This is a genomic window from Tepidimonas alkaliphilus, from assembly GCF_007556595.1.
Lineage (GTDB): Bacteria > Pseudomonadota > Gammaproteobacteria > Burkholderiales > Burkholderiaceae_C > Tepidimonas > Tepidimonas alkaliphila.
Genome location: NZ_VJNB01000004.1, coordinates 1 through 22,660, shown reverse-complemented (window position 1 = coordinate 22,660; position 22,660 = coordinate 1). Strand labels below are relative to the sequence as shown.

The window sequence follows — 22,660 nt, the reverse complement described above, 5'->3', positions numbered from 1 at the left end:
AGCGCCGAACCCTGGGGCTTTTCTTTCGAGCGCAGCGGAGACTACGCGTGAGCCGCTGCGCTTATCTCTTCCTCGACGAGGCGGGTAATTTCGATTTCAGCCCGAAAGGCACGCGCTACTTCGTGCTCACCAGCGTGAGCATGCGGCGCCCGTTTGCGGCGCACACGACGCTCGACGACTACAAGCATGACTGCCTGGAATTCGGGCTGGATACTGAATATTTTCACTGCGCCGACGACAACCCGCGGGTGCGTGGCCGCGTGTTCGAGCTGATAGCTGGACACCTTTCCGACTTGCGCATCGACAGCCTGATCGTGGAAAAGCCCAAGACCGGGCCGGCCTTGCGTGAGGATCGGCGCTTTTACCCGGAAATGCTGGGCTACCTGCTCAAATATGTTCTACCCAAAGAGCTCGAATCCGGCGCGGAGAAGGTGATCATCATCACCGACACCATCCCGGTGCAGAAGAAGCGGCAGGCCATCGAAAAGGCCATCCAGCAGTCGCTGGCCAAGATGCTGCCGGCCGGGATGAAGTACCGCATCCTGCATCACGCCTCGCGCTCCCATTACGGCTTGCAAGTGGCGGATTATTGCTGCTGGGCGGTGTTCCGGAAGTGGCAGCGGGGAGAGACGGAGCACTACGACCGCCTCAAGCCCGCGATGCGCAGCGAGTTCGACATCTTTCGTACCGGCACGAGGTACTACTACTGATGAAGCGTGCCATGCCAGCAAAAACGACCCCCCCGACTACTCCGTTGCCGGAGAGAGCCCCTTGGGCTCTTGTCATCGGGGGGGAACCTTTGGTCACGAGTCTAGCAGCTTTCCCTGCAGGAGGCAAGGCTTGCCTGCGAACTCCAGCAGTCCGCCGAGGGCTTGGACGACCGCACCACATGAAAACGGCCGCCCCCGGTTACACCAGGCGACGACCGCCGAACGGGCATTCCCGTTCCCAACGCCACTGTAGCCAAAAAATGACCTTCCGGGTTACCCCGTCGTCGCTGACGGGCAGCGGCCCTTGGCCGCTTGTCACCCGGAAAGAACCTTTGTCTCGCATGGTAGCAGGCATCTTGCCCTTCAGTGAGCGCGCCAGTGGGAGGGTGAGCCCATGAAACCCCTCAAGATCTCCGAGGCAGGCACAGCGCAGTTCCCGATGGTGGAACATGCGGCGGAAATCGGCTGGCAAAAACTCACCCCCACCGAGGCGTTGTTCCGCCGCGGCGATGAGTCAGTGGGCCTGTTCAGGGGGATGCTGGAGCAGAAACTCCTCGCCTTCAACCCGTGGCTTGCCCCTGAGCAGGCGCGGGCCATCGTCGAAACCTTCGATGCGCTGCCGGCCAGCATTGAGGGCAACCGCGAGCGTCTGGCCTGGCTGCGCGGCGAACGCCAGTGGTACGACGAGGCCGAGAAGCGCCACCGGCCGGTCACGCTGATCGACTTTACCCAACCGGCGAACAACGTCTTTCATGTGACCTGGGAGTGGAAGATCAAGCCGCCTGCGCGCAAGGGCAACCGGGCCGACGTGATGTTTCTCATCAACGGTGTGCCGGTGTGTATCGTCGAGCACAAGAACCCGAAGGACGGCGACGCCATCGAGCGCGCCATCAAGCAGCTGCGCCGCTACGAACTCGAGACGCCGGAACTGCTGGCCACGGCCCAGCTGTTCAACGTGACGCACCTGCTCGATTACTGGTATGGCGTGACCTGGAACGCGAACCGGCGCGATATGGCGCGCTGGAAGCAGGCGCCGGAGGAAACCTACCGCTTCGCGGTGCAGAGTTTCTTTGAGCCGACCGACTTTCTGCGCACCTTGCAGCACTGGATTCTGTTCTACGTGCAGGACGGCGAGACGCGCAAATCCGTGCTGCGCCAGCACCAGCGGCGAGCGATTGACAAAATCTTGGAGCGCTGCGCCGACCCGGCCAAAACGCGCGGCCTCATTTGGCACACCCAGGGTTCGGGCAAGACCTTCACGCTGCTGACCGCGGCGCGCCTGATCCTGGAGGACAAGGCGCGCTTTGCCAACGCGACGGTGATCCTGGTGGTGGACCGCACCGAACTGGAAGGCCAGCTGAAGGGCTGGGTGGAGCGCCTGCTGGGCGAGATGCAGAGCCAGGACATCGCGGTCAGGCGCGCCAACAGCAAGGCCGAGCTGCAAGCCCTGCTGGATGCCGATTTCCGCGGCCTGATCCTCTCGATGATCCACAAGTTCGAGGCCATTCGCAAAGACAGTGTGCTTCGCGACAACGTCTATGTGTTTATCGACGAGGCGCACCGCTCGGTGGCCAAGGACCTCGGCACCTACCTGATGGCGGCCGTGCCCAAGGCAACCATCATCGGCTTCACCGGCACGCCGATTGCGCGCACCTCGCAAGGCGAAGGCACGTTTAAGATCTTCGGCGCGCAGGACGAGCTGGGCTACCTGGACAAGTACTCCATCGCCGAGAGCATCGCCGACGAGACCACGCTGCCCATCAAGCACGTGATGGCGCCAAGCGAGATGACGGTGCCCGCCGAGCAGCTGGACAAGGAGTTCTTCGCGCTGGCCGAGAGCGAAGGCGTGACCGATGTCGAGGAGCTGAACAAGGTGCTCGACCGCGCGGTGGGCTTGCGCACCTTCCTGACGGCGGACGACCGTATCGAAAAGGTGTCGGCCTTCATCGCCGAGCACTTCAAGGAGAACGTGCTGCCCTTGGGCTACAAGGCGTTCGTGGTGGCGGTGAACCGCGAAGCCTGCGCCAAGTACAAGAAGGCGCTGGACAAGCGCCTGCCGCCCGAGTGGACCGCGCCGGTCTATACCGAGAACTCGGCCGACGTCGTGGACCGGCCGCTGGTGGCCGAGTTGCAGCTTTCCGATGAGGCTGAGGAACAGGTGCGCCTGCTGTTCAAGAAGCCCGCCGAAAACCCGAAGATCCTGATCGTCACCGACAAGCTGCTCACCGGCTATGACGCACCGCTGCTGTACTGCCTGTATCTCGACAAGCCGATGCGCGACCACGTGCTGCTGCAGTCGATTGCACGGGTGAACCGGCCCTATGTGGACGCCAACGGCGTGCAGAAGCGCGTCGGCCTGGTGGTCGACTTCGTCGGCGTGCTGCGCGAGCTGAAGAAGGCGCTGCAGTTCGATTCCAGTGATGTGAGCGGCGTCATTGAGGATCTCGATGTGCTTCTGCAGGACTTCCTGCAACGCATCGAACAGGCCAAGAAACATTATCTGGAGGCAGACGCCGGCGGCACGCCCGACGAGCGACTCGAACGTCTGGTGTTCGGCCGCTTCCTGACGCCCGAGGCGCGCAAGACCTTCTTTGAGCACTACAAAGAGATCGAAGCGCTGTGGGAAATCCTCTCGCCCGACCCTCAGCTCCGTGACCACATCGCGACCTACAAGCAGCTCAGTCAGCTCTATGCGGCCGTGCGCAACGCCTACGCCGAAAAAGTCGGGTTCGTGGCGGACCTGGCCTACAAGACGCGCCGCCTGATCGAGGAAAGCGCTGAGCAACATGGTCTTGGGCGACTGACCAAGAGCGTGACCTTTGACGTGGCGACCCTTAAGTCGCTGCGCGGGGAAAGCGGATCAGACGAAGGCAAGGTGTTCAACCTCGTGCGCGGACTGCAGCACGAGATCGATGAAAACCCCGCCGCTGCCCCGGTCCTGCAACCCCTGAAGGATCGCGCCGAGCGCATCCTCAAGGATCTGGAGGATCGCAAGACGACCGGCCTGGCCGCAATGGACCAGCTGGCGGCGCTGGCCGCAGAAAAAGAAGCCGCGATGAAGGCAGCACGCGACAGCGGCCTGTCACCTCGCGCGTTTGCGGTGGCCTGGGTGCTGCGTGACGATGCCGCCATCAAAGCGGCAGGCATCGACCCTATGGCGCTCGCCGAGGATGCCGAAGCGTTGCTAGGGCGCTTTCCGAATGCATCGGTCAACGCCGACGAGCAGAGACGGCTGCGCGCTTCACTCTACAAGCCCCTCCTGGCGCTGGCGCGGGATGAGCGTGCGCGGGTTGTGGATCTGGTGATTCGGCTCCTGTTCGCGGAGGATGGGGAATGAAATCGTCGCTATACCCGACTCAAGAATTGCGACGCCGAGCACTGGCTTGGGCAGTCAAGCTTAGAGTGAATCCTCGCGTCATTCGCATTCAGGAAATGCGCGGAAAGTGGGGTTCCTGCTCCTCGTCAGGCATCATCACCCTGGCCGTTGACTTGCTCAACCAAAATGAGTGTTTTCAGGACTACGTGATTGTCCATGAGCTGCTTCATTTGCGCTATCCCAGCCACGGACGCATGTTCAAGGCGCTGATGAGCGCGCACCTACCAGGCTGGCGCAGGTTCGAAGGCACCACCAAAATCGGCCGGGATAAGCATCGATAGGGGGATGGCACGCGGGCTGGATGAAGCCAGCCCATCAACGCGTTCAAAGATACAAAGTAAGCGACAGCGACAAAATAAAGGTCGAGGAGACGCCTTGTGTGCCCGCCACGCCCATTTCACTTCCTGCGAGGATCGACCTTTGCCTGCCCCTTCGCAACGCTATCCGTTTTGAGCTAGCCTGGCGTTGAGTCACCCAAGCAGGATGAATGACCCAAGATTGTGATGACCGCTCGGGGCGCTGACGCACGAGGTTGTCTGCGTGAGCTTCGTCGAAAAGGTGAAACCAGCTTTGAGAGAAGGGGAAACGAAAGGAACCTGATCAGAGGACTTTCCGGGAAGCTAACTTTTCGGTTTATCAACGTAGGTCAGCCGCGCTGCCCCGTGTGGCAGCACGGAAGATAGAAATGAAAACACCCAACTGTAGAGAGTTGGGCGTGGCACGATGGTGGCCAAGGGCGGAATCGAACCACCGACACGCGGATTTTCAGTCCGCTGCTCTACCAACTGAGCTACTTGGCCGCTAAAGCTTCGATTGTAGCATGGCTGGCGCGTCCCATCGGGACGGCGCGACCCCGTTCGCATCGCACACTCACGCCAGCCGCTTGGCGCGCGACAGATCCACCCCCAGCTGCTTGAGTTTGCGATAAAGATGCGTGCGCTCCAGGCCGCTTTTTTCGGCCACCCGCGTCATCGAGCCCTGCTCTTTGGCCAAGTGAAACTCGAAGTAAGCCTTTTCAAAGGCGTCTCGCGCCTCGCGCAGCGGCGCATCCAAGTCCAGCATCAACGTGCCGCGACCCGGCCACGGCAGCGCAACAGTGCCGCACAGCGCCGCCGCTTCTTCTTTAGGCTCGGCTGAGGCGGCTGACGGCGCGGCGGCCCCTTGGGCTGGCGTTTGGGCCGCGGCCTCGGGCGCAGCCGCAGAATCAGCCGCAGGCGCTGCGGCCACCATGTGCAGCGGCGCGCGGCTCAGCGCCTTGTCCACGGCTTGCAGCAGCTTTTGCAGCGTGATGGGTTTCTCAAGAAAGCCGACGGCGCCGATGCGGGTGGCCTCTACGGCGGTTTCGATGGTGGCGTGACCGCTCATCATGATCACCGGCATGGTCAGCTGCCCGGTAGCAGCCCACTCTTTCAGCAGCGTGACGCCATCGGTGTCGGGCATCCAAATGTCCAGCAGCACCAGATCGGGCTGGCTGCGCTGACGCGCTTGGCGCGCTTGGGCGGCGTTTTCGGCCAGTTCGACGCTGTGCCCCTCGTCGTCAAGGATTTCGAACAACAGCTCGCGGATGCCAAGCTCGTCGTCCACCACCAGAATGTTTGCCATCGTCTCCTGTCACCCGTTGGCCAGGGCCCCCTGTTGCGTATTTGCAACCCTGAATGATAGCGACACTTGCGCGCCGACGATACGATCGCCTTCGCGCAGGTTGGTGAGCTCGACGCGCCCGCCGTGCTCGTCCATGATTTTTTTCACCACCGCCAGCCCCAGCCCCGTGCCTTTCGGCTTGGTGGTGACGTAAGGCTCAAACGCCCGGCGCAAGATGGCATCGGCAAAGCCCGGCCCTTGATCCACGACGTGCACGCGCACCCACTGGCCGCTGCGCGAGGGCTGGGTGCGCAGGGTTACGGCCCCTTCCACGCCGGCGGCAGCCATCGCGTCCTGCGCGTTGAGCACCAGGTTGTGCACCACTTGGCGCACCTGCTGCGCATCCGCCAGCACAGGCGGACAGGGCTCGTGCAGCTCCAGCCGCACCGGCAGCGGGCCCGATTCGTGCAACGCCACGATTTCGCGCAGCAGCGCGTTGAGATCCAGCGGCGCCAGTTGCGCCGCCGGCAGGCGCGCGTAGTCGCGGAATTCGTTGACCAGCCGCTTCATCGCCTCGACCTGATCCACGATGGTGCGCACCGCCTTGTCCAGCATCGCCGCATCCGCCCCTTGCAAGCGCGCGCTGAGCTTGTGCGCCAGCCGCTCAGCCGACAGCTGGATGGGGGTTAGCGGGTTCTTGATCTCGTGCGCCAGCCGCCGCGCCACTTCGCCCCACGCCTGCGCGCGCTGCGCCGACACCAGTTCGCTGACATCGTCGAGCACCAGCAGCCATTCGCCGCCGGGCAGCGCCGCCCCGCGCGCCACCAGCGTGCGCGGCAGCGCGGACGCCGCCCCCGGCGGGTGGTGATCGATTTGCTGTTGCCAGTGCCCGCCGTCGTCGGCGCTGTCGCGCTCGCCCGCGTAGCGGGCGAACTGCTCCATCACCCAGCTTCCCAGCGCCTCCAACCCCGGCACGTGCGCCAGCGCCTGCCCCAGGTGCGCCGACAGCGGCACGCCCAGAATGCGCTCGGCCCCGGGGTTGACGCGACGCAGCCGCCCGTCAGTCGCCAGCACGATGACGCCAGCCGTGAGGTTGTCCAGCAGCGTCTGCAGACCGGCGCGCGCCGCATCGACCTGCTGCATGGACGCTTGCACGGCTTGGCGCGCCTCGGCCAGCTCGCGCGTCATGTCGGCAAACGTGCGCGTCAGGCCCGCCAGCTCGTCGCGCGCCGACAGCGCCACCTTGGGGCTTAAGTCGCCGCGCGCCACGTCGCGCATCCCTTCGGCCAGCACGATCAGCGGGCGCGCCAGTTGGTTGCCCAACAGCACCGCCAGCAGCACGGCGCCGAACACCGAAAGAAAGAGCGCCAGCGTCAGCGTGCCAATATACATGCTGCGCAAACCCTCGCGCGCCAAGCGCCGCTCTTGGTATTCGCGGTTGGCGATTTGCACCGCCAGCGCGTTGGCCACCAGGGCCGCCGGCATGGCGGCGGTCACTTGCAACAGGCGCGGCTCCGCGCCCAACCCGGCCATGGGGTCAGCTGGCACCAGCGCCAAGACCCGCACCCGCGGCAGCGCCGTGGAGGGCAAGGCCGCGATGGATGCCGGATCGCCTAAGCCTTCCAGCTCATCCAAACCTTCGACCCAAACGGCCACGCGCTCGCTGCGCGCGCGACGCCACTGGCTGGCGGCCGGGCGCTGCGGCGCCAGGCTAAAACGCGACTCCCCCGCGCTGGCCAACGCGCGCCCGTGGGCGCTCCATAGCACCAAATCCGTGGCGCCCAGCTGCTCGCGCCAAGTTTCCAGCATCACCGCCGCCGCCCCATCGCCCACCCCAGCCAGAGCGCTGGCCAGACCGCGCGCCTTCACAGCCCACTCGGCGCTGATGGTGTCCAGGGCGCTGCGCCCCAGCGCCAGCCCGGCTTGCAGGGCCGTCTCCACGCGCTGATCGAACCAAGCTTCGATGGCGCGGCTGACAAACTGATACGAAACCAAGTAGATGAGCCCGCCCGGGGCGACGCCCACCAGGGCGAAGATCGCTGCCAGCTTGAGCAGCAAGCGGCTGCCGAAGCGGCCGCGGCGCAGCCGCACCCACAGGCGCATACCCAGCCACAGCAGCACCGCCAGCAGCACCCCCGCCACGGCCAGGTTGAGCAGCAGCAAACGGCTCCAGGTTTGCGGTGCGTAGGCGCGGTGGTCGGTGGCCAGCGCCAGCAGGTAGAACAGCACCAGCCCGACGCCGAGCATGAACACCGCACCGAGCGCCACAAACCAGCGCAACCGGCGCGCGCGGCGGGCGTCCCGCTGGGCGGCTTCGTTCACGGACGCTCCCCTTCGAGGGCGCCGTCGCCGGCGCGCGCAGCCGACAGCGGCATCACCGTGCGCCAAACAAGCGGCGGGGCGCCTTCGGCTCCCGGCAACCATTGCAGCGGGCGCGGCAGGCGCCCTGTGTCCAGCGCAAACGACAACAACAGCTGATCGCTGCCGCGCAAGGCTTGCGCCACCGGCACGCGCCAGCGCTGGCTGCTGCGCACCAGGGCCAGCGCTTCGTCGAGGGTGTCCAGCACGCGTTGCAGCGCGGCAGGATGCTCATCGGCTGCGGCGCCGTCGGTCACGCTCAAACGCCAGCGCTGGGTCAGCGGCTGATACGTCAGGCGTACCGTGCGCCGCGCGCTCAGCAGCACTTGATCGGTCCAATACCACCGGGGACGCCGCACTTCCGCGCTCCAGATGAACGTCAACGCCACCCCGCGCCGCAGCGCCTCCAGCAGCGCAGGCGGCAGCTCCAGCGGCACGCGCGCATCGATCAGCAACGCGTCGTCCAGCAGCTCGACTTCCCAGCGCGGCTCCGCACGCGAAGCTAGGCTGCACTGCGGCCAAGCTCCCAACAGGGCCACGGCGCTGCCCAACGCCGCCGCCAGCCAGCGACGGCGTGCGCGGCAACGCGGTTCAGCCTGCCTTGGCCAGCAGCGCGTAGAAAAATCCGTCCATGCCACGACGCGCATTCTCGCTGATGGCGTGCGCTGCCAGCATGGTTTCAGCGGCTGGGTTCGGATCGGCCAGCCGCCCCCAGGGCAGCAGATGCCCTGGGGCCGGCAGCACGCGCGCGTCGGCCTGATGGCGCGCCCACGCCGCCACGGTCTCTTCGCCTTCCGCGCGGAACACTGAGCAGGTGACCATCAGCAGCCGCCCGCCCGGCGCCAGCAGCGGCCACAGGGCTTGCAGCAGCCGCCGCTGGTGCGCAGCCAGCCGCTCGACATCGTCAGGCCGGCGCAACCAGCGCACGTCGGGGTGGCGGCGCACGATGCCCGAGGCGGTGCAGGGGGCATCCAGCACAATGGCGTCAAAGGGGCGGCCATCCCACCAATCGGCGGGATCGGCGGCATCCGCGCAGCGCACCTGCACCGTCGAGCCCGGAGCCGGCAAGCGCAGCCGCTCAAGCGTTTCATGCAGCCGCTGCAGGCGCTGCGCATCCGCGTCCAGCGCCCACAGCTCCACGTCGGCTTGTTCCAACAGGTGCGCGCTTTTGCCCCCTGGCGCGGCACAAGCGTCGAGCACGCGCGCGCCGGGCCGCAGCCCCGCGCCGAGCAGCAGCGGCGCGGCCAGCTGCGCGGCGCCATCCTGAACCGAGACCCATCCTTCATTCCAACCCGGCAGCCGATCCACGGGCATGGGCTGCGCCAGCACCAGGCCGTCGGCGCCGATCGGCTCAGCGTTGCAGCCCTGCTGCGCAAGCCGGGCCTGCACCTGCGCACGCGTGGTGCGGCGGCGGTTGACGCGCAGCACCAGCGGCGCGGGCATGTCGTCCGCCTGCAACACCTCCGCCCAGTGACGGGGATGATCGGCTTGCAAGCGCTGCACCCACCAGGCCGGATGATTCCAACGCCCTTCCGGCGTGGCGCGCGCCGCCGCCCGCAGCACCTCTGATTCGCGCAGGTAACGGCGCAAGCAGGCATTGACAAAACCGCGCAACGCCGACGCTCGCAACCTACCCAGCGCTTGCACGGCCTGATCGACCACCGTTGGCGCAGCGTAAGCCTTGCCCTCCAACAGCAGCGTCAGCGCCACTTCCAGCAACGCTGCCACGGGCGGGGGCGGCAGGCGCGACGCCAGAAGGCGCACTAGGGCGCGGGCCGTGCCCGCACGGCGCAGGGTCTCGAAGACGAGCGCCTGCACCCCCGGGCGCAAATTTGCGGCGACGCCGGGCAGCACCACTGACAGCGAGCGCCCGGCGTGCACCTGAGCCACGCAGTGCGCCGCTGCCGCCAGCAGCTCACGCAGGGGTGGCGCAGCCCCCGCCATGGCCTCGGACCGGGTCGCGGCGATCGCCGCGCCGCCCTGACGCGGCGCGATGGAGCGCGCGCCAAACGGCTAGCTCAGCCTCAAGCCGAGGCGTCATCGGCGTCCGCCTGCGCCATCGACAGCGCATCGGCCTCGGCGATGGCGCGGCGCTCCTCCTCATCCATGCGCTCCTTGGCGCGGCGCGCCTCGTGGAACGCCATGCCGGTGCCGGCCGGGATCAGGCGGCCGACGATGACGTTTTCCTTCAGGCCGCGCAGCTCGTCGCGCTTGCCCATGATGGCCGCCTCGGTCAGCACGCGCGTCGTTTCCTGGAACGACGCCGCGGAGATGAACGAGTCGGTGGACAGCGACGCCTTGGTGATGCCCAGCAGCAGGTTCTTGAAAGTGGCCGGCTGCTTGCCTTCGGCGCGCAGGCGATCGTTGACGTTGAGGATCTCGGAGCGCTCGACCTGCTCGCCGGCGATGTAGTGGCTGTCGCCGGGGTTTTCGACCTCGACGCGACGCAGCATCTGGCGCACGATCACCTCGATGTGCTTGTCGTTGATCTTTACGCCCTGCAGGCGGTAGACGTCCTGCACCTCATCGACGATGTAGCGCGCCAGCTCCTCGATGCCGAGCAGCCGCAGGATGTCCTGCGGGTCGGCGGGCCCATCGACGATGAGCTCGCCTTTGTTGACCACCTGGCCCTCGTGCACGAGGATGCTTTTTTCCTTCGGCACCAGCTCCTCCCAGACCTTGCCATCCGGGTCGGTGATCTGCAGCCGCACCTTGCCCTTGGTTTCCTTGCCGAACGACACCGTGCCGGTGATCTCCGCAAGGATGCCCTTGTCCTTCGGCGAGCGCGCTTCGAACAGCTCGGCCACGCGCGGCAGACCGCCGGTGATGTCGCGCGTCTTCTGGCCTTCCACCGGGATGCGCGCCAGCACCTCGCCAGGGTGGATGCTCTGGCCGTCGCGCACCTGGATCAGCGCGCCCACGGGGAAGGTAACGGTAACCGGGTGGTCGGTGCCCGGGATCTTGACCTCCTTGCCCTCGGCGTCGATCAGCTTGACCTGCGGACGCACCACCTTGGTGGCCCCGCGGCGCTTCGGGTCGATGACCACCAGCGTCGAAAGACCGGTCACCTCATCGACCTGCTTGGCCACCGTCAAGCCTTCTTCGACGTTCTCGAACTTCACCACGCCGGCGAACTCAGTGATGATCGGGCGCGTCAGCGGATCCCAGTTGGCCAGAATGGTTCCGGCGGTGACGCGTTGGTCGGCCTTCACCGCCAACACCGCCCCGTAAGGCACCTTATGGCGCTCGCGCTCACGACCGTTGTCGTCGTGGATGATGATCTCGCCAGAGCGCGCAATCACCACCTGCTCGCCCTTGGCGTTGGTGACGTAGCGCATCGTGCTGTTGAAGCCGACCACGCCGTTGGACTTGGCCTCGACGCTGGAGGCCACCGCCGCGCGCGAGGCCGCGCCGCCGATGTGGAAGGTGCGCATCGTCAGCTGGGTGCCCGGCTCGCCGATCGACTGCGCGGCGATCACGCCGATCGCCTCGCCGACGTTGACCAGCCCGCCGCGGCCCAGGTCGCGCCCGTAGCACTTGGCGCACACGCCGTAGCGCGTCTCGCAGGTCAGCACGGTGCGCACGCGCACCTCGTCGATGCCGGCTTGCTCGATGCGCTCGACCGCGTCTTCGTCGAGCAACTCGCCGGCGCGCACCAGAACCTGCTGCGTCTCGGGATCGACGATGTCCTCTGCCGCGGTGCGACCCAGGATGCGCTCGCGCAGGCTTTCGATAACCTCGCCGCCTTCGACGATGGCGCGCATCAGCGTGCCGTTGCTGGTGCCGCAATCTTCTTCGGTCACCACCAAATCCTGCGTCACATCGACCAGGCGGCGCGTCAGGTAGCCGGAGTTGGCGGTCTTCAGCGCCGTATCCGCCAGACCCTTGCGCGCGCCGTGCGTCGAAATGAAGTATTGCAGGACGTTCAAGCCCTCGCGGAAGTTGGCGGTGATCGGCGTCTCGATGATCGAGCCGTCGGGCTTGGCCATCAGGCCGCGCATGCCGGCCAGCTGACGGATCTGGGCGGCGGAGCCGCGCGCGCCGGAGTCGGCCATCATGTAAATCGAGTTGAACGACTCCTGCTCGACCTCGTTGCCATCGCGGTCGATGACCTTCTCCTTCTTCAGGTGCTCCATCATCACCTTGGAAATCTCGTCACCGGCCTTGCCCCAGATGTCCACCACCTTGTTGTAGCGCTCGCCGGCCGTCACCAGACCCGAAGCGTATTGCTGCGCAATTTCCTTGACCTCGGCTTCGGCGCGTTCGATGATGGATTGCTTCTCGGCCGGCACCAGCATGTCGTCGATGCAGATCGAAATGCCCGCCTGCGTGGCCAGGCGGAAACCGTTTTGCATCAGCTGGTCGGCAAAGACCACCGTCTCCTTCAGGCCGCACTTGCGGAACGAGGCGTTGATGAGCTTAGAAATTTCCTTTTTCTTCAGCGGCTTGTCGATCAGCTCAAACGGCAGGCCCTTGGGCAGGATGCGCGACAGCAGCGCGCGCCCGACGGTGGTGTCGCGCAGCTTGGTCACCGGTTCCAGCTCGCCGGTCTCTTTGTTCTTCAGCCACTCGGTCAGGCGCACGCTGATGCGGCTGGTCAGCTCCACCGCGCCAGCGGCCAGCGCCCGCTCGACCTCGTCCACGTCGGCGAACACCATGCCTTCGCCCTTGCCGTTGATGCGCTCGCGCGTGGCGTAGTACAGGCCCAGCACCACGTCCTGCGACGGCACGATGGAGGGCTCGCCGTTGGCAGGGAAGAGCACGTTGTTCGACGACAGCATCAGCACGCGCGCTTCCATCTGCGCCTCGATCGACAGCGGCACGTGCACGGCCATCTGGTCGCCGTCGAAGTCGGCGTTGAACGCCGCGCACACCAGCGGGTGCAGCTGGATCGCCTTGCCCTCGATCAGCACCGGCTCGAACGCCTGGATGCCCAGACGGTGCAGCGTCGGCGCGCGGTTGAGCAGCACCGGGTGCTCTTTGATGACATCCTCCAGGATGTCCCACACCACCGGCGTGCCGGCCTCGACCTCCTTCTTGGCCGCCTTGATCGTCGTGGCAATCCCCATCTGCTCCAGCCGCGCGAAGATGAACGGCTTGAACAATTCAAGGGCCATCAGCTTGGGCAGGCCGCACTGGTGCAATTTCAGCGTCGGGCCGACCACGATCACCGAGCGGCCCGAGTAGTCCACGCGCTTGCCCAGCAGGTTCTGGCGGAAGCGGCCGCTCTTGCCCTTGATCATGTCCGCCAGCGACTTCAGCGCCCGCTTGTTGGCGCCGGTCATCGCCTTGCCGCGGCGGCCGTTGTCGAGCAGGCTGTCCACGGCCTCCTGCAGCATGCGCTTTTCGTTGCGCGTGATGATCTCGGGGGCTTTCAGCTCCAGCAGGCGCTTCAAGCGGTTGTTACGGTTGATGACGCGGCGATACAGGTCGTTGAGGTCCGAGGTGGCAAAGCGCCCGCCGTCCAGCGGCACCAGCGGGCGCAGGTCCGGCGGCAGAACCGGCAGCACCTCCAGGATCATCCACTCCGGCTTGATGCCGGACTTCTTGAACGCCTCCAGCACCTTCAGCCGCTTGGCGTTCTTCTTGACCTTCATTTCCGAGCCGGTCAGGTCGTTGCGCAGCTTTTCGATCTCCAAGTCGAGATCGATGTTTTGCAGCAGCTCCTTGATGCCTTCGGCGCCCATCTTGGCGACGAACTCATCGCCATATTCGCGCCGCTTGGCGTCGTAGTCGTCCTCGGACATGATGGCGCCCTTCTTCAGCGGCGTCATGCCCGGGTCGATGACCACATACGCCTCAAAGTAGAGCACGCGCTCGATGTCGCGCAGCGTCATGTCCAGCACCAGGCCCAGGCGGCTCGGCAGCGACTTCAGGAACCATATGTGCGCGCACGGCGCGGCCAGCTCGATATGGCCCATGCGCTCGCGGCGCACCTTGGCTTGGGTCACCTCCACGCCGCATTTTTCGCAGATCACGCCGCGGTGCTTGAGCCGCTTGTATTTGCCGCACAGGCACTCGTAGTCCTTGATCGGGCCGAAGATCTTGGCGCAGAACAGGCCGTCGCGCTCCGGCTTGAAGGTGCGGTAGTTGATCGTCTCGGGCTTCTTGACTTCGCCGAACGACCACGAGCGGATCTTCTCCGGCGAAGCCAGACCGATCTTGATGGCGTCGAAGTGCTCGTCGGGCGTGAACTGCTTGAACAGGTCGAGCAGGGATCTCATGGCTTGCGTTCCTCGTGGACGGGATCAGTTGCGCTCCAGCTCGATGTCGATGCCGAGCGAGCGGATTTCCTTGACCAGCACGTTGAACGATTCGGGCATGCCCGCATCGATCGAGTGCTCGCCCTTGACGATGTTTTCATACACCTTGGTGCGGCCTTGCACGTCGTCGGACTTGACCGTGAGCATCTCTTGCAGCACGTAGGAGGCGCCGTAGGCTTCCAGCGCCCAGACCTCCATCTCGCCGAAGCGCTGGCCGCCGAACTGCGCCTTGCCGCCCAGCGGCTGCTGCGTAACCAGCGAGTAGGGGCCGGTGGAGCGCGCGTGCATCTTGTCGTCCACCAGGTGGTGCAGCTTCAAGTAATGCATGTAGCCGATGGTGGTCTTGCGCTCCAGTGGATCGCCGGTGCGACCGTCGTAGAGCTGCGCCTGCATGCGGCTTTCGGTCAGGCCCTTGGCCTTGGCGATCTCGTCCGGGTAGGCCAGCCGCAGCATCGCGCGGATCTGCTCTTCGCTGGCGCCATCGAACACCGGCGAGGCAAACGGCACGCCCTTGGTGAGCTCCTGCGCCATCGCGATGATCTCGTCGTCCGACAGGTCGTCGAGGTTTTCCTTGCGACCGGTGGAGTTGTAGATCGTGTCGAGAAACTTGCGCACCTCGGCCACGTCGGCCTGGCGCTGCAGCATCTCGGCGATGCGCTCGCCCAGCCCTTTGGCGGCCCAGCCCAGGTGCACCTCCAGCACCTGCCCGATGTTCATGCGCGAGGGCACCCCCAGCGGGTTGAGCACGATGTCGATCGGCGTGCCGTCGGCCATGTAGGGCATGTCCTCCACCGGCACGATCTTGGAGACCACGCCCTTATTGCCGTGGCGGCCGGCCATCTTGTCGCCGGGCTGCAGGCGGCGCTTGACGGCCAGGTACACCTTGACCATCTTCAGCACGCCCGGCGGCAGCTCGTCGCCCTGCGTCAGCTTCTTGCGCTTTTCCTCGAACGCCTGGTCGAACTTGTGGCGCGTGGCCTCCAGCGCGTTCTTGATCGACTCCATCTGCGCGGCCACGTCGTCGTCGGCCACGCGGATGTCGAACCAGTGGTGCTTGTCCACTTCGGCCAGGTATTCTTTGGTCAGCACCGTGCCCTTGGCCAGCTTCTTCGGCCCGCCGTTGGCGGTCTTGCCGATCAGCAGCTTCTCCAGCCGGTCAAAGGCGTCGGCCTCGACGATGCGCAGCTGGTCGTTCAAGTCCAGGCGGAAGCGCTTGAGCTCGTCGTCGATGATCTGCTGCGCCCGCTTGTCGCGCTGGATGCCCTCGCGGGTGAAGACCTGCACGTCGATCACCGTGCCCTGGCTGCCCTGCTCCACGCGCAGCGAGGTGTCCTTCACGTCGGAAGCCTTCTCGCCGAAAATCGCGCGCAGCAGCTTTTCCTCCGGCGTCAGCGTCGTCTCGCCCTTGGGCGTGACCTTGCCGACCAGCACGTCGCCGGGCTGCACCTCGGCGCCGACGTAGATGATGCCGGACTCATCCAGCCGGTTGAGCTGCTGCTCCGACAGGTTCGGGATGTCGCGCGTGATCTCCTCCGGCCCGAGCTTGGTGTCGCGCGCCATCACCACCAGCTCCTCGATGTGGATGCTGGTGTAGCGCTCCTCGGCCACCACCTTTTCGGAGATCAGGATCGAGTCCTCGAAGTTGTAGCCGTTCCACGGCATGAAGGCGATCAGCATGTTCTGGCCGATCGCGATCTCGCCGAGGTCGGTGGAGGCGCCGTCGGCGATCACCGCGCCCTTGTGGATACGCTCGCCCTTCTTGACGATCGGGCGCTGGTGGATGTTGGTGTTCTGGTTGGAGCGCTGGTATTTGATCAGGTTGTAGATGTCCACGCCCACTTCGCCGGCCACCGCCTCGTCGTCGTTGACGCGAATCACGATGCGGTTGGCATCGACGTAATCCACCACGCCGCCGCGCTTGGCCACCACCACGGTGCCGGAGTCGATGGCCGCCACGCGCTCGATGCCGGTGCCGACCAGCGGCTTTTCGGGCCGCAGCACCGGCACCGCCTGGCGCGACATGTTGGCGCCCATCAGCGCGCGGTTGGCGTCGTTGTGCTCCAGGAACGGCACCAGCGACGCCGCCACCGACACGATCTGCGCCGGCGACACGTCCATCAGCTGCACGCGGTCCGGCGTCGTCAGCACCGACTCGCCCTTTTCGCGCGCCGACACCAGCTCGCCGACCAGCCGGCCTTGCTCGTCCAGCTCGGCGTTGGCTTGCGCGATGATGTATTTGCCCTCTTCAATGGCCGACAGGTAAACGATCTCATCGGTCACCCGGCCATCGACCACCTTGCGATACGGCGTCTCGATAAAACCGTATTCATTGAGGCGCGCATACAGCGCCAGCGAGTTGATGAGGCCGATGTTGGGGCCTTCCGGCGTCTCGATCGGGCAGACGCGCCCGTAGTGCGTCGGGTGCACGTCGCGCACCTCGAAGCCGGCGCGCTCGCGCGTCAAGCCGCCGGGCCCCAGCGCCGAGACGCGGCGCTTGTGCGTGATCTCGGCCAGCGGGTTGGTCTGGTCCATGAACTGGCTGAGCTGGCTGGCGCCGAAGAACTCCTTGAGCGCCGCGGAGATCGGCTTGGAGTTGATCAGGTCGTGCGGCATCAGCGGCTCTTGCTCGGCCTGGCCGAGCCGCTCCTTGACCGCCTTTTCGATGCGCGCCAGGCCGGTGCGGAACTGGTTCTCGGCCAGCTCGCCGACGCAGCGCACGCGCCGGTTGCCCAGATGGTCGATGTCGTCCACCTCGCCTTTGCCGTTGCGCAGATCCACCAGGATCTTGACCACCGCCAGGATGTCCTCGTGGGTCAGCACCATCGGGCCTTCGGGCGTGTCGCGGCCGACGCGGGCGTTGAACTTCATGCGCCCCACGCGCGACAGGTCGTAGGTCTCCGGGTTGAAGAACAGGCGGTGGAACAGCGCCTGCACGGCGTCCTCGGTCGGCGGCTCGCCGGGGCGCATCATGCGGTAGATCGCCACGCGGGCGGCAAACTCATCGGCCGTCTCGTCGATGCGCAGCGTCTGGCTGATGTAGGGACCTTGGTCAAGCTCGTTGGTGTAGATGCACGGCAGCTCCTGGATGCCAGCGGCGCGCAGCTTTTTCAGCAGCGTCTCGGTCAGCTCGTCGTTGGCGCGCGCGATGATTTCGCCGCTGTCCGGATCGACGATGTTTTTGGCCACCACGCGGCCGATCAGGTAGTCCTCGGGCACGCTGATGTGGGTGGTGCCGGACTGCTCCAGCTCGCGCACGTGGCGCGCGGTGATGCGCTTGTCCTTGGCCACCACCACCTTGCCATTCTTGTCGGTGATGTCAAAGCGCGCCACCTCGCCCTTCAAGCGCTCCGGCACGAAGGCCATCAGCGCGCCGCTGTCCAAGAGACGGAAGTGGTCGTTGACGTAGAAGTGGGCCAGGATCGCCTCGGGCGTCAGGCCAATGGCCTTCAGCAGGATCGTCACCGGCATCTTACGGCGCCGGTCAACGCGGAAGTAGAGCAGATCCTTCGGGTCGAACTCGAAGTCCAGCCACGAGCCGCGGTACGGGATGATGCGCGCCGAAAACAGCAGCTTGCCGCTGGAGTGCGTCTTGCCCTTGTCGTGCTCGAAGAACACACCCGGCGAGCGGTGCAGCTGACTGACGATGACGCGCTCGGTGCCGTTGATGATGAAAGAGCCCTTATCGGTCATCAGGGGCACTTCGCCCATATAGACCTCTTGCTCTTTGACTTCCTTGACCACTTTGGACTGCGGCGTGGAGGCTTCGCGGTCGTAGATGATCAGCTGCACGCGCGCGCGCACCGGCGCGGCGTAGGTCAAGCCGCGAATCTGGCACTCGCGCACATCGAACACCGGCTTGCCGAGCGTGTATTCGACAAACTTCATCTCGACAAAGCCGTTGTGCGACACGATCGGGAAGGTCGATTCAAACGCCGCCTGCAGCCCAACCGGCTTGCGCTGCCGCGGCGGCACATCCGCCTGCAAAAACGCCGTGTAGGCGTCTTTTTGCATCTGCAGCAGGTAGGGGATCGGCAACACGCTGTCGCGGCTGCCAAAGCTTTTGCGGATGCGCTTGCGCTCGGTGTAGGAATACTGGGCCATGAGAACTCCGTCTCGCGTGGGATAGCTGCGGCGACTGGCGGTCGGCTGCGCTTGCGCGCGCCGCCGCGGCATGGCTTGGCGACCGGCCCCCACCGGTCTGTCGGCTGACGGCCCGCGCCTGGCACACGGACCCGAACCAAGGCGCCTTCTGCAGTCGATCCAGAAGGCACGTGCAAGGGTCGGCGTCCGACCCTTGCAGCTGCGCTCTGGAATCGCGCCAAGCGCAACAGGCCGGCAACGATACCGGCCTTGCTTGGCGAGCGCTTCATCGCGCCGCCTTGGGAACGGCGCGACGAGCAGACGCCCAGGCTTACTTGAGCTCGGCCTTGGCGCCGGCTTCTTCCAGTTTCTTCTTGGCCGCTTCGGCGTCGGCTTTCGGCATGCCCTCCTTGACGGTCTTCGGCGCGCCATCGACCAGATCCTTGGCCTCTTTCAGACCCAGACCGGTGATTTCGCGCACGGCCTTGATGACGGCGACCTTGTTGGAGCCGGCGTCCTTCAGGATCACATCGAACTCGGTCTTCTCCTCGGCAGCCGGGGCCGCCGCGCCGGCGGCGGCAACCGGAGCGGCCATGGCGGCGGCGGAGACACCGAACTTCTCCTCGATCGCCTTGACCAGATCGTTGAGCTCCATCACCGTCATGGTGTCCAGAGCGGCCAGGAAGTCGTCTTTGTTGAATGCCATGATGTCAGTTCCAGAAAAACGGGAAAACGTAAAGGGTTGAACGCGGTTGAACGGGGGCTGCGCCGATCAGGCCGGCTGGGCCTCGGCGGCGGGCTGGCCGCCTTTTTGCTCGGCCAGCGCCGCCAGCACGCGCGCCAGGCGCGCCACCGGCGATTGCAGCAAGCCCAGCAACTGCGACAGCAGCACCTCTTTCGACGGAATGCTCGCCAGCGCCTTGACGCCGTTGACGTCCAGCGCCTTGCCGGCATAGACGCCGCCGCGCAAGACCATCTTTTCGTTGGTCTTGGCGAATTCGACCACCACCTTGGCGGCGGCCACGGCATCTTCCGAAAAGGCATACAGCAGAGGCCCGCTCATCTGCTCGGCGGCGACCTCAAACGGCGTGCCGGCCACCGCTCGGCGCGCCAGCGTGTTTTTCAACACACTGACCGACACGCCGGCTTTGCGGGCCTCCACGCGCAGCTTGGTCAGGTCGGCCACCGTGATGCCACGGTACTCGGCCAGCACCAGCGTCTGCGCCTTGGCGGCGAGCGCCGCCACCTCGTCGATGACGGCCTGTTTCTCACTGCGGTTCAGACTCAAGGTTGGCTCCTTTCACACACCCCCTTGCGGCAGGCATGCACCTCAAGGCAGCGATCGACCGTCTTTCCGGAAACCGTGCACCGGCTTGCGCCGGCGCTGGACTCCTTCTGGCGGGATCGCCATCTACGCGGGCCGCCGTCTTGCGACGGCATTTAAGCGAGCTTGGGTTGCCGCCCGCACCTGCGGTCTTGGATGGCTCTGCGCGCCGCCACGCAGCTGCGCAGACCCACCATCGCCTGCGTTGCACGCAACTGCAAGATCAGCCACGCGCAGCGCAGGCGAATCCATGGCCGTCAACCCGCCACAATCGTTTGCGGATCGACGCGCACCCCGACGCCCATCGTCGAAGACACTGCAACCTTGCGCAAGTATTGGCCCTTGGACGATTGGGGCTTGGCTTTGTTGAGCGCCTCAATCAGCGCCACCAGATTGCCTTGCAGCTTGTCCACTTCGAACGAACGGCGACCGATCGTCGTGTGCACGATGCCGGCCTTATCCACACGGAACTGCACCTGGCCAGCCTTGGCGTTGCGCACCGCGGCGGCCACATCCGGCGTCACCGTGCCGACCTTGGGGTTCGGCATCAAGCCGCGCGGACCCAGAATTTGACCCAGCTGGCCGACCACGCGCATCGCATCCGGCGCGGCAATCACAACGTCGAAGTCGATGTTGCCGGCCTTGACCTGCGCCGCCAGATCCTCAAAGCCCACGATGTCGGCGCCGGCGGCTTTGGCTTCTTCCGCCTTGGCGCCCTGCGCAAACACCGCCACGCGCTTGGTTTTGCCGGTGCCGTGCGGCAGCACCACGGCGCCGCGCACCACTTGGTCCGATTTGCGCGGATCCACGCCCAGCTGCACCGCCACGTCAATGGATTCGTCAAATTTGGCCGTGGCGCATTCTTTGACGATCGCCAGCGCCTCCGGCAGCGGATACAGCTTGGCGGGATCGACCTTGCCTTGCAGCGCTTTTTGCTTCTTGGTCAGCTTGGCCATCTCACAGCCCCTCCACGATCACGCCCATCGAACGCGCCGAACCGGCGATCGTGCGCACCGCCGCATCGAGGTCAGCCGCGGTCATGTCCTTCATCTTGGTTTTGGCGATTTCTTCGAGCTGGGCGCGCGTGATCTTGCCGACCTTTTGCGCGTGCGGCTTGGACGAACCTTTATCCAGCTTGAGCGCCTTCTTGATCAGCGTGGTGGCCGGCGGCGTCTTGATGACGAAAGTAAAGCTCTTATCCGCATAGGCGGTGATGACCACCGGCAGCGGCAGGCCCGGCTCCATACCCTGGGTCTGGGCGTTGAACGCCTTGCAGAACTCCATGATGTTGAGCCCGCGCTGACCCAGCGCCGGACCAATCGGAGGAGAAGGGTTGGCCTTACCGGCTGGCACCTGCAGCTTGATAAAGCCGACGATTTTCTTGGCCATGGTGAGACAACTCCTGCGAGTTCCATCGGCAGCCGCTTACACGGCGCGCCTCCTCGCGCTGTGGCCGGTATTCATCAACGATGGCCTGCCCTAAGGCAAACCTCTTGCCGCTGCCCGGCCGTTGCAGCCGCAAGTCTTTGTTGCCGCGCGCTATAACGCGGAAAGCTTTCTATTCTAACTGGAGCGGCAACGACCCGCAAGCTGTGGAAGGGATCAGGTTTTTTCGACTTGGTTGAACTCGAGCTCCACCGGGGTGGCGCGCCCGAAAATCGTCACCGACACGCGCAGCTTGCTCTTGTCGTAGTTGACCTCTTCCACCGTGCCATTGAAGTCGGCAAACGGCCCTTCCTTGACGCGTACCAACTCGCCGACTTCGAACTCGACCTTGTGGCGCGGGCGATCGGCCCCCTGCTGCATCTGGCCGATGATTTTTTGCACTTCCTCTTCGGAGATCGGGGTCGGGCGGTTACGGGCGCCGCCCACGAAACCGGTCACCTTGCTGGTGTTTTTGACCAAGTGCCAGGTTTCGTCGTCCATCACCATTTCCACCAGCACGTAGCCAGGGAAGAACTTGCGCTCGGTGGTGCGCTTGACGCCGTTTTTGATTTCCACGACCTCTTCGGTCGGCACCAGAATGCGGCCAAACTTGTGCTGCATGCCGGCGCGCTGCACGCGCTCGCGGATGTTGCGCTCCGCCGCCTTTTCCATGCCGGAGTAGGCATGCACCACATACCAGCGCATGCCTTCGGCGGGCGTGGCGCTCATGGCCGACGGGGCCTGCGTGGTTTCCGCCATTGTCATCTCCACCCAAGAATCAGACCGTAAAGCACCCACTCGAGCAGCTTGTCGGTCAACCACAAAAAAATCGCCATGACGACGACAAACGCGAACACATAGCCGGTCACCTGGGCCGCCTCTTTGCGGGTGGGCCAGACCACCTTGCGCACCTCTTTGACTGCATCGCGCGCAAAGGCCACCAGGCGCTGCCCGGGCGTAGCCGTCAGCCCCACCGCCACCCCCAGCGCCAGCGCCGCCAGCAGCGCCGCCCAGCGCATCCACCCCGCCTGGGCGTGCAACAAGTAGTAAGCCACAAACCCAAGCGCCACCAGCACCACCGCGCCCGCCAATTTGGCTTTGTCAGCCGCGGGGCGGACGGTTTCAATCTCCGTCGAGGCCATCGTCCTCTCGATTGCTTAAAGTCTTCGCACCAGAAAGATCAAGCCCGCAGCGATCCTGCTTTGAGGATCCGGTCGGGCTTGGATAGCGTGGCCGGCTGGCGCGCTTACCGGCTGGCAGGGGCAGAGGGAATCGAACCCCCAACCTTCGGTTTTGGAGACCGACGCTCTGCCAATTGAGCTATGCCCCTACGCTGAACGATTGCAGAAGCGGATTGTAGCGGCGCAGCCGCCAAAGCGCGCGCCTCACTCGATGATCTTGGTGACGACGCCGGCGCCCACGGTGCGACCGCCTTCGCGGATGGCAAAGCGCAAGCCTTCCTCCATCGCAATCGGCGCAATCAGCTTGACCGTCAGCGTCACGTTGTCGCCCGGCATCACCATCTCTTTGTCCTTGGGCAGCT

16 protein-coding genes and 2 tRNA genes are annotated in these 22,660 nt (G+C 65.3%); 3 read left to right on the top strand and 15 right to left on the bottom strand.

The annotated features are described in order from the left end of the window. Window positions 1–47 precede the first annotated feature (47 nt). From Talka_RS04905 to Talka_RS04895, 3 genes are all read left to right on the top strand, one after another. A complete protein-coding gene (locus Talka_RS04905) occupies window positions 48–710 on the top strand; it encodes a DUF3800 domain-containing protein (protein WP_143890008.1) in 663 nt (220 codons plus the stop codon). A gap of 394 nt (window positions 711–1,104) precedes the next feature. Next, complete coding sequence (locus tag Talka_RS04900) at window positions 1,105–4,047, top strand: type I restriction endonuclease subunit R (RefSeq protein ID WP_143890007.1); 2,943 nt, start codon at window positions 1,105–1,107, stop codon at window positions 4,045–4,047. Then, on the top strand, window positions 4,044–4,367 hold the full coding sequence (locus Talka_RS04895) for a M48 metallopeptidase family protein (RefSeq protein WP_143890006.1): 324 nt from the start codon (window positions 4,044–4,046) through the stop codon (window positions 4,365–4,367). The genes Talka_RS04900 and Talka_RS04895 overlap by 4 nt, the downstream gene beginning before the upstream one ends. Before the next feature lie 443 nt (window positions 4,368–4,810). Here Talka_RS04895 and Talka_RS04890 read toward each other — a convergent pair. From Talka_RS04890 to Talka_RS04820, 15 genes are all read right to left on the bottom strand, one after another. Continuing rightward, window positions 4,811–4,886: transfer RNA gene (locus tag Talka_RS04890), tRNA-Phe, on the bottom strand. Window positions 4,887–4,956: 70 nt separating this feature from the next. Beyond that, window positions 4,957–5,688 carry a response regulator gene (locus tag Talka_RS04885; RefSeq protein ID WP_143890005.1) on the bottom strand — a complete coding sequence of 244 codons (732 nt, stop codon included), beginning with the start codon at window positions 5,686–5,688 and terminating at the stop codon, window positions 4,957–4,959. 9 nt (window positions 5,689–5,697) lie between these two features. Next, the gene (locus Talka_RS04880) at window positions 5,698–7,989 is read right to left on the bottom strand and encodes an ATP-binding protein (RefSeq protein ID WP_246100580.1); all 2,292 of its coding nucleotides are present in this window, start codon (window positions 7,987–7,989) and stop codon (window positions 5,698–5,700) included. Continuing rightward, window positions 7,986–8,564 carry a DUF4390 domain-containing protein gene (locus Talka_RS04875; protein ID WP_185970060.1) on the bottom strand — a complete coding sequence of 193 codons (579 nt, stop codon included), beginning with the start codon at window positions 8,562–8,564 and terminating at the stop codon, window positions 7,986–7,988. The genes Talka_RS04880 and Talka_RS04875 overlap by 4 nt, the downstream gene beginning before the upstream one ends. A gap of 52 nt (window positions 8,565–8,616) precedes the next feature. Further along, window positions 8,617–9,969 (bottom strand): 16S rRNA (cytosine(967)-C(5))-methyltransferase RsmB, encoded by a 1,353-nt coding sequence (gene rsmB, locus Talka_RS04870; protein ID WP_143890002.1) that lies wholly within the window; start codon window positions 9,967–9,969, stop codon window positions 8,617–8,619. Between the two features lie 80 nt (window positions 9,970–10,049). Then, complete coding sequence (rpoC, locus tag Talka_RS04865) at window positions 10,050–14,249, bottom strand: DNA-directed RNA polymerase subunit beta' (RefSeq protein WP_143890001.1); 4,200 nt, start codon at window positions 14,247–14,249, stop codon at window positions 10,050–10,052. Between the two features lie 24 nt (window positions 14,250–14,273). After that, complete coding sequence (gene rpoB, locus Talka_RS04860) at window positions 14,274–18,389, bottom strand: DNA-directed RNA polymerase subunit beta (RefSeq protein WP_143890000.1); 4,116 nt, start codon at window positions 18,387–18,389, stop codon at window positions 14,274–14,276. Between the two features lie 310 nt (window positions 18,390–18,699). Then, window positions 18,700–19,074: a 50S ribosomal protein L7/L12 gene (gene rplL, locus Talka_RS04855; protein ID WP_143889999.1), complete on the bottom strand. Its 375-nt coding sequence runs from the start codon at window positions 19,072–19,074 to the stop codon at window positions 18,700–18,702. Between the two features lie 66 nt (window positions 19,075–19,140). Next, complete coding sequence (gene rplJ / locus Talka_RS04850) at window positions 19,141–19,656, bottom strand: 50S ribosomal protein L10 (RefSeq protein ID WP_143889998.1); 516 nt, start codon at window positions 19,654–19,656, stop codon at window positions 19,141–19,143. 293 nt (window positions 19,657–19,949) lie between these two features. Then, window positions 19,950–20,648 carry a 50S ribosomal protein L1 gene (rplA, locus tag Talka_RS04845; protein WP_143889997.1) on the bottom strand — a complete coding sequence of 233 codons (699 nt, stop codon included), beginning with the start codon at window positions 20,646–20,648 and terminating at the stop codon, window positions 19,950–19,952. A 1-nt stretch (window position 20,649) separates the two neighbouring features. After that, window positions 20,650–21,081: a 50S ribosomal protein L11 gene (gene rplK / locus Talka_RS04840; RefSeq protein ID WP_143889996.1), complete on the bottom strand. Its 432-nt coding sequence runs from the start codon at window positions 21,079–21,081 to the stop codon at window positions 20,650–20,652. A 213-nt stretch (window positions 21,082–21,294) separates the two neighbouring features. Next, on the bottom strand, window positions 21,295–21,882 hold the full coding sequence (gene nusG / locus Talka_RS04835) for a transcription termination/antitermination protein NusG (protein WP_143889995.1): 588 nt from the start codon (window positions 21,880–21,882) through the stop codon (window positions 21,295–21,297). Beyond that, window positions 21,879–22,259 (bottom strand): preprotein translocase subunit SecE, encoded by a 381-nt coding sequence (gene secE / locus Talka_RS04830; protein WP_143889994.1) that lies wholly within the window; start codon window positions 22,257–22,259, stop codon window positions 21,879–21,881. The genes nusG and secE overlap by 4 nt, the downstream gene beginning before the upstream one ends. 112 nt (window positions 22,260–22,371) lie before the next feature. Further along, window positions 22,372–22,447, bottom strand: a tRNA-Trp gene (locus Talka_RS04825). Between the two features lie 55 nt (window positions 22,448–22,502). Beyond that, a partial coding sequence (locus Talka_RS04820) for an EF-Tu C-terminal domain-related protein (RefSeq protein WP_484421947.1) occupies window positions 22,503–22,660 on the bottom strand: 158 nt, incomplete at its 5' end.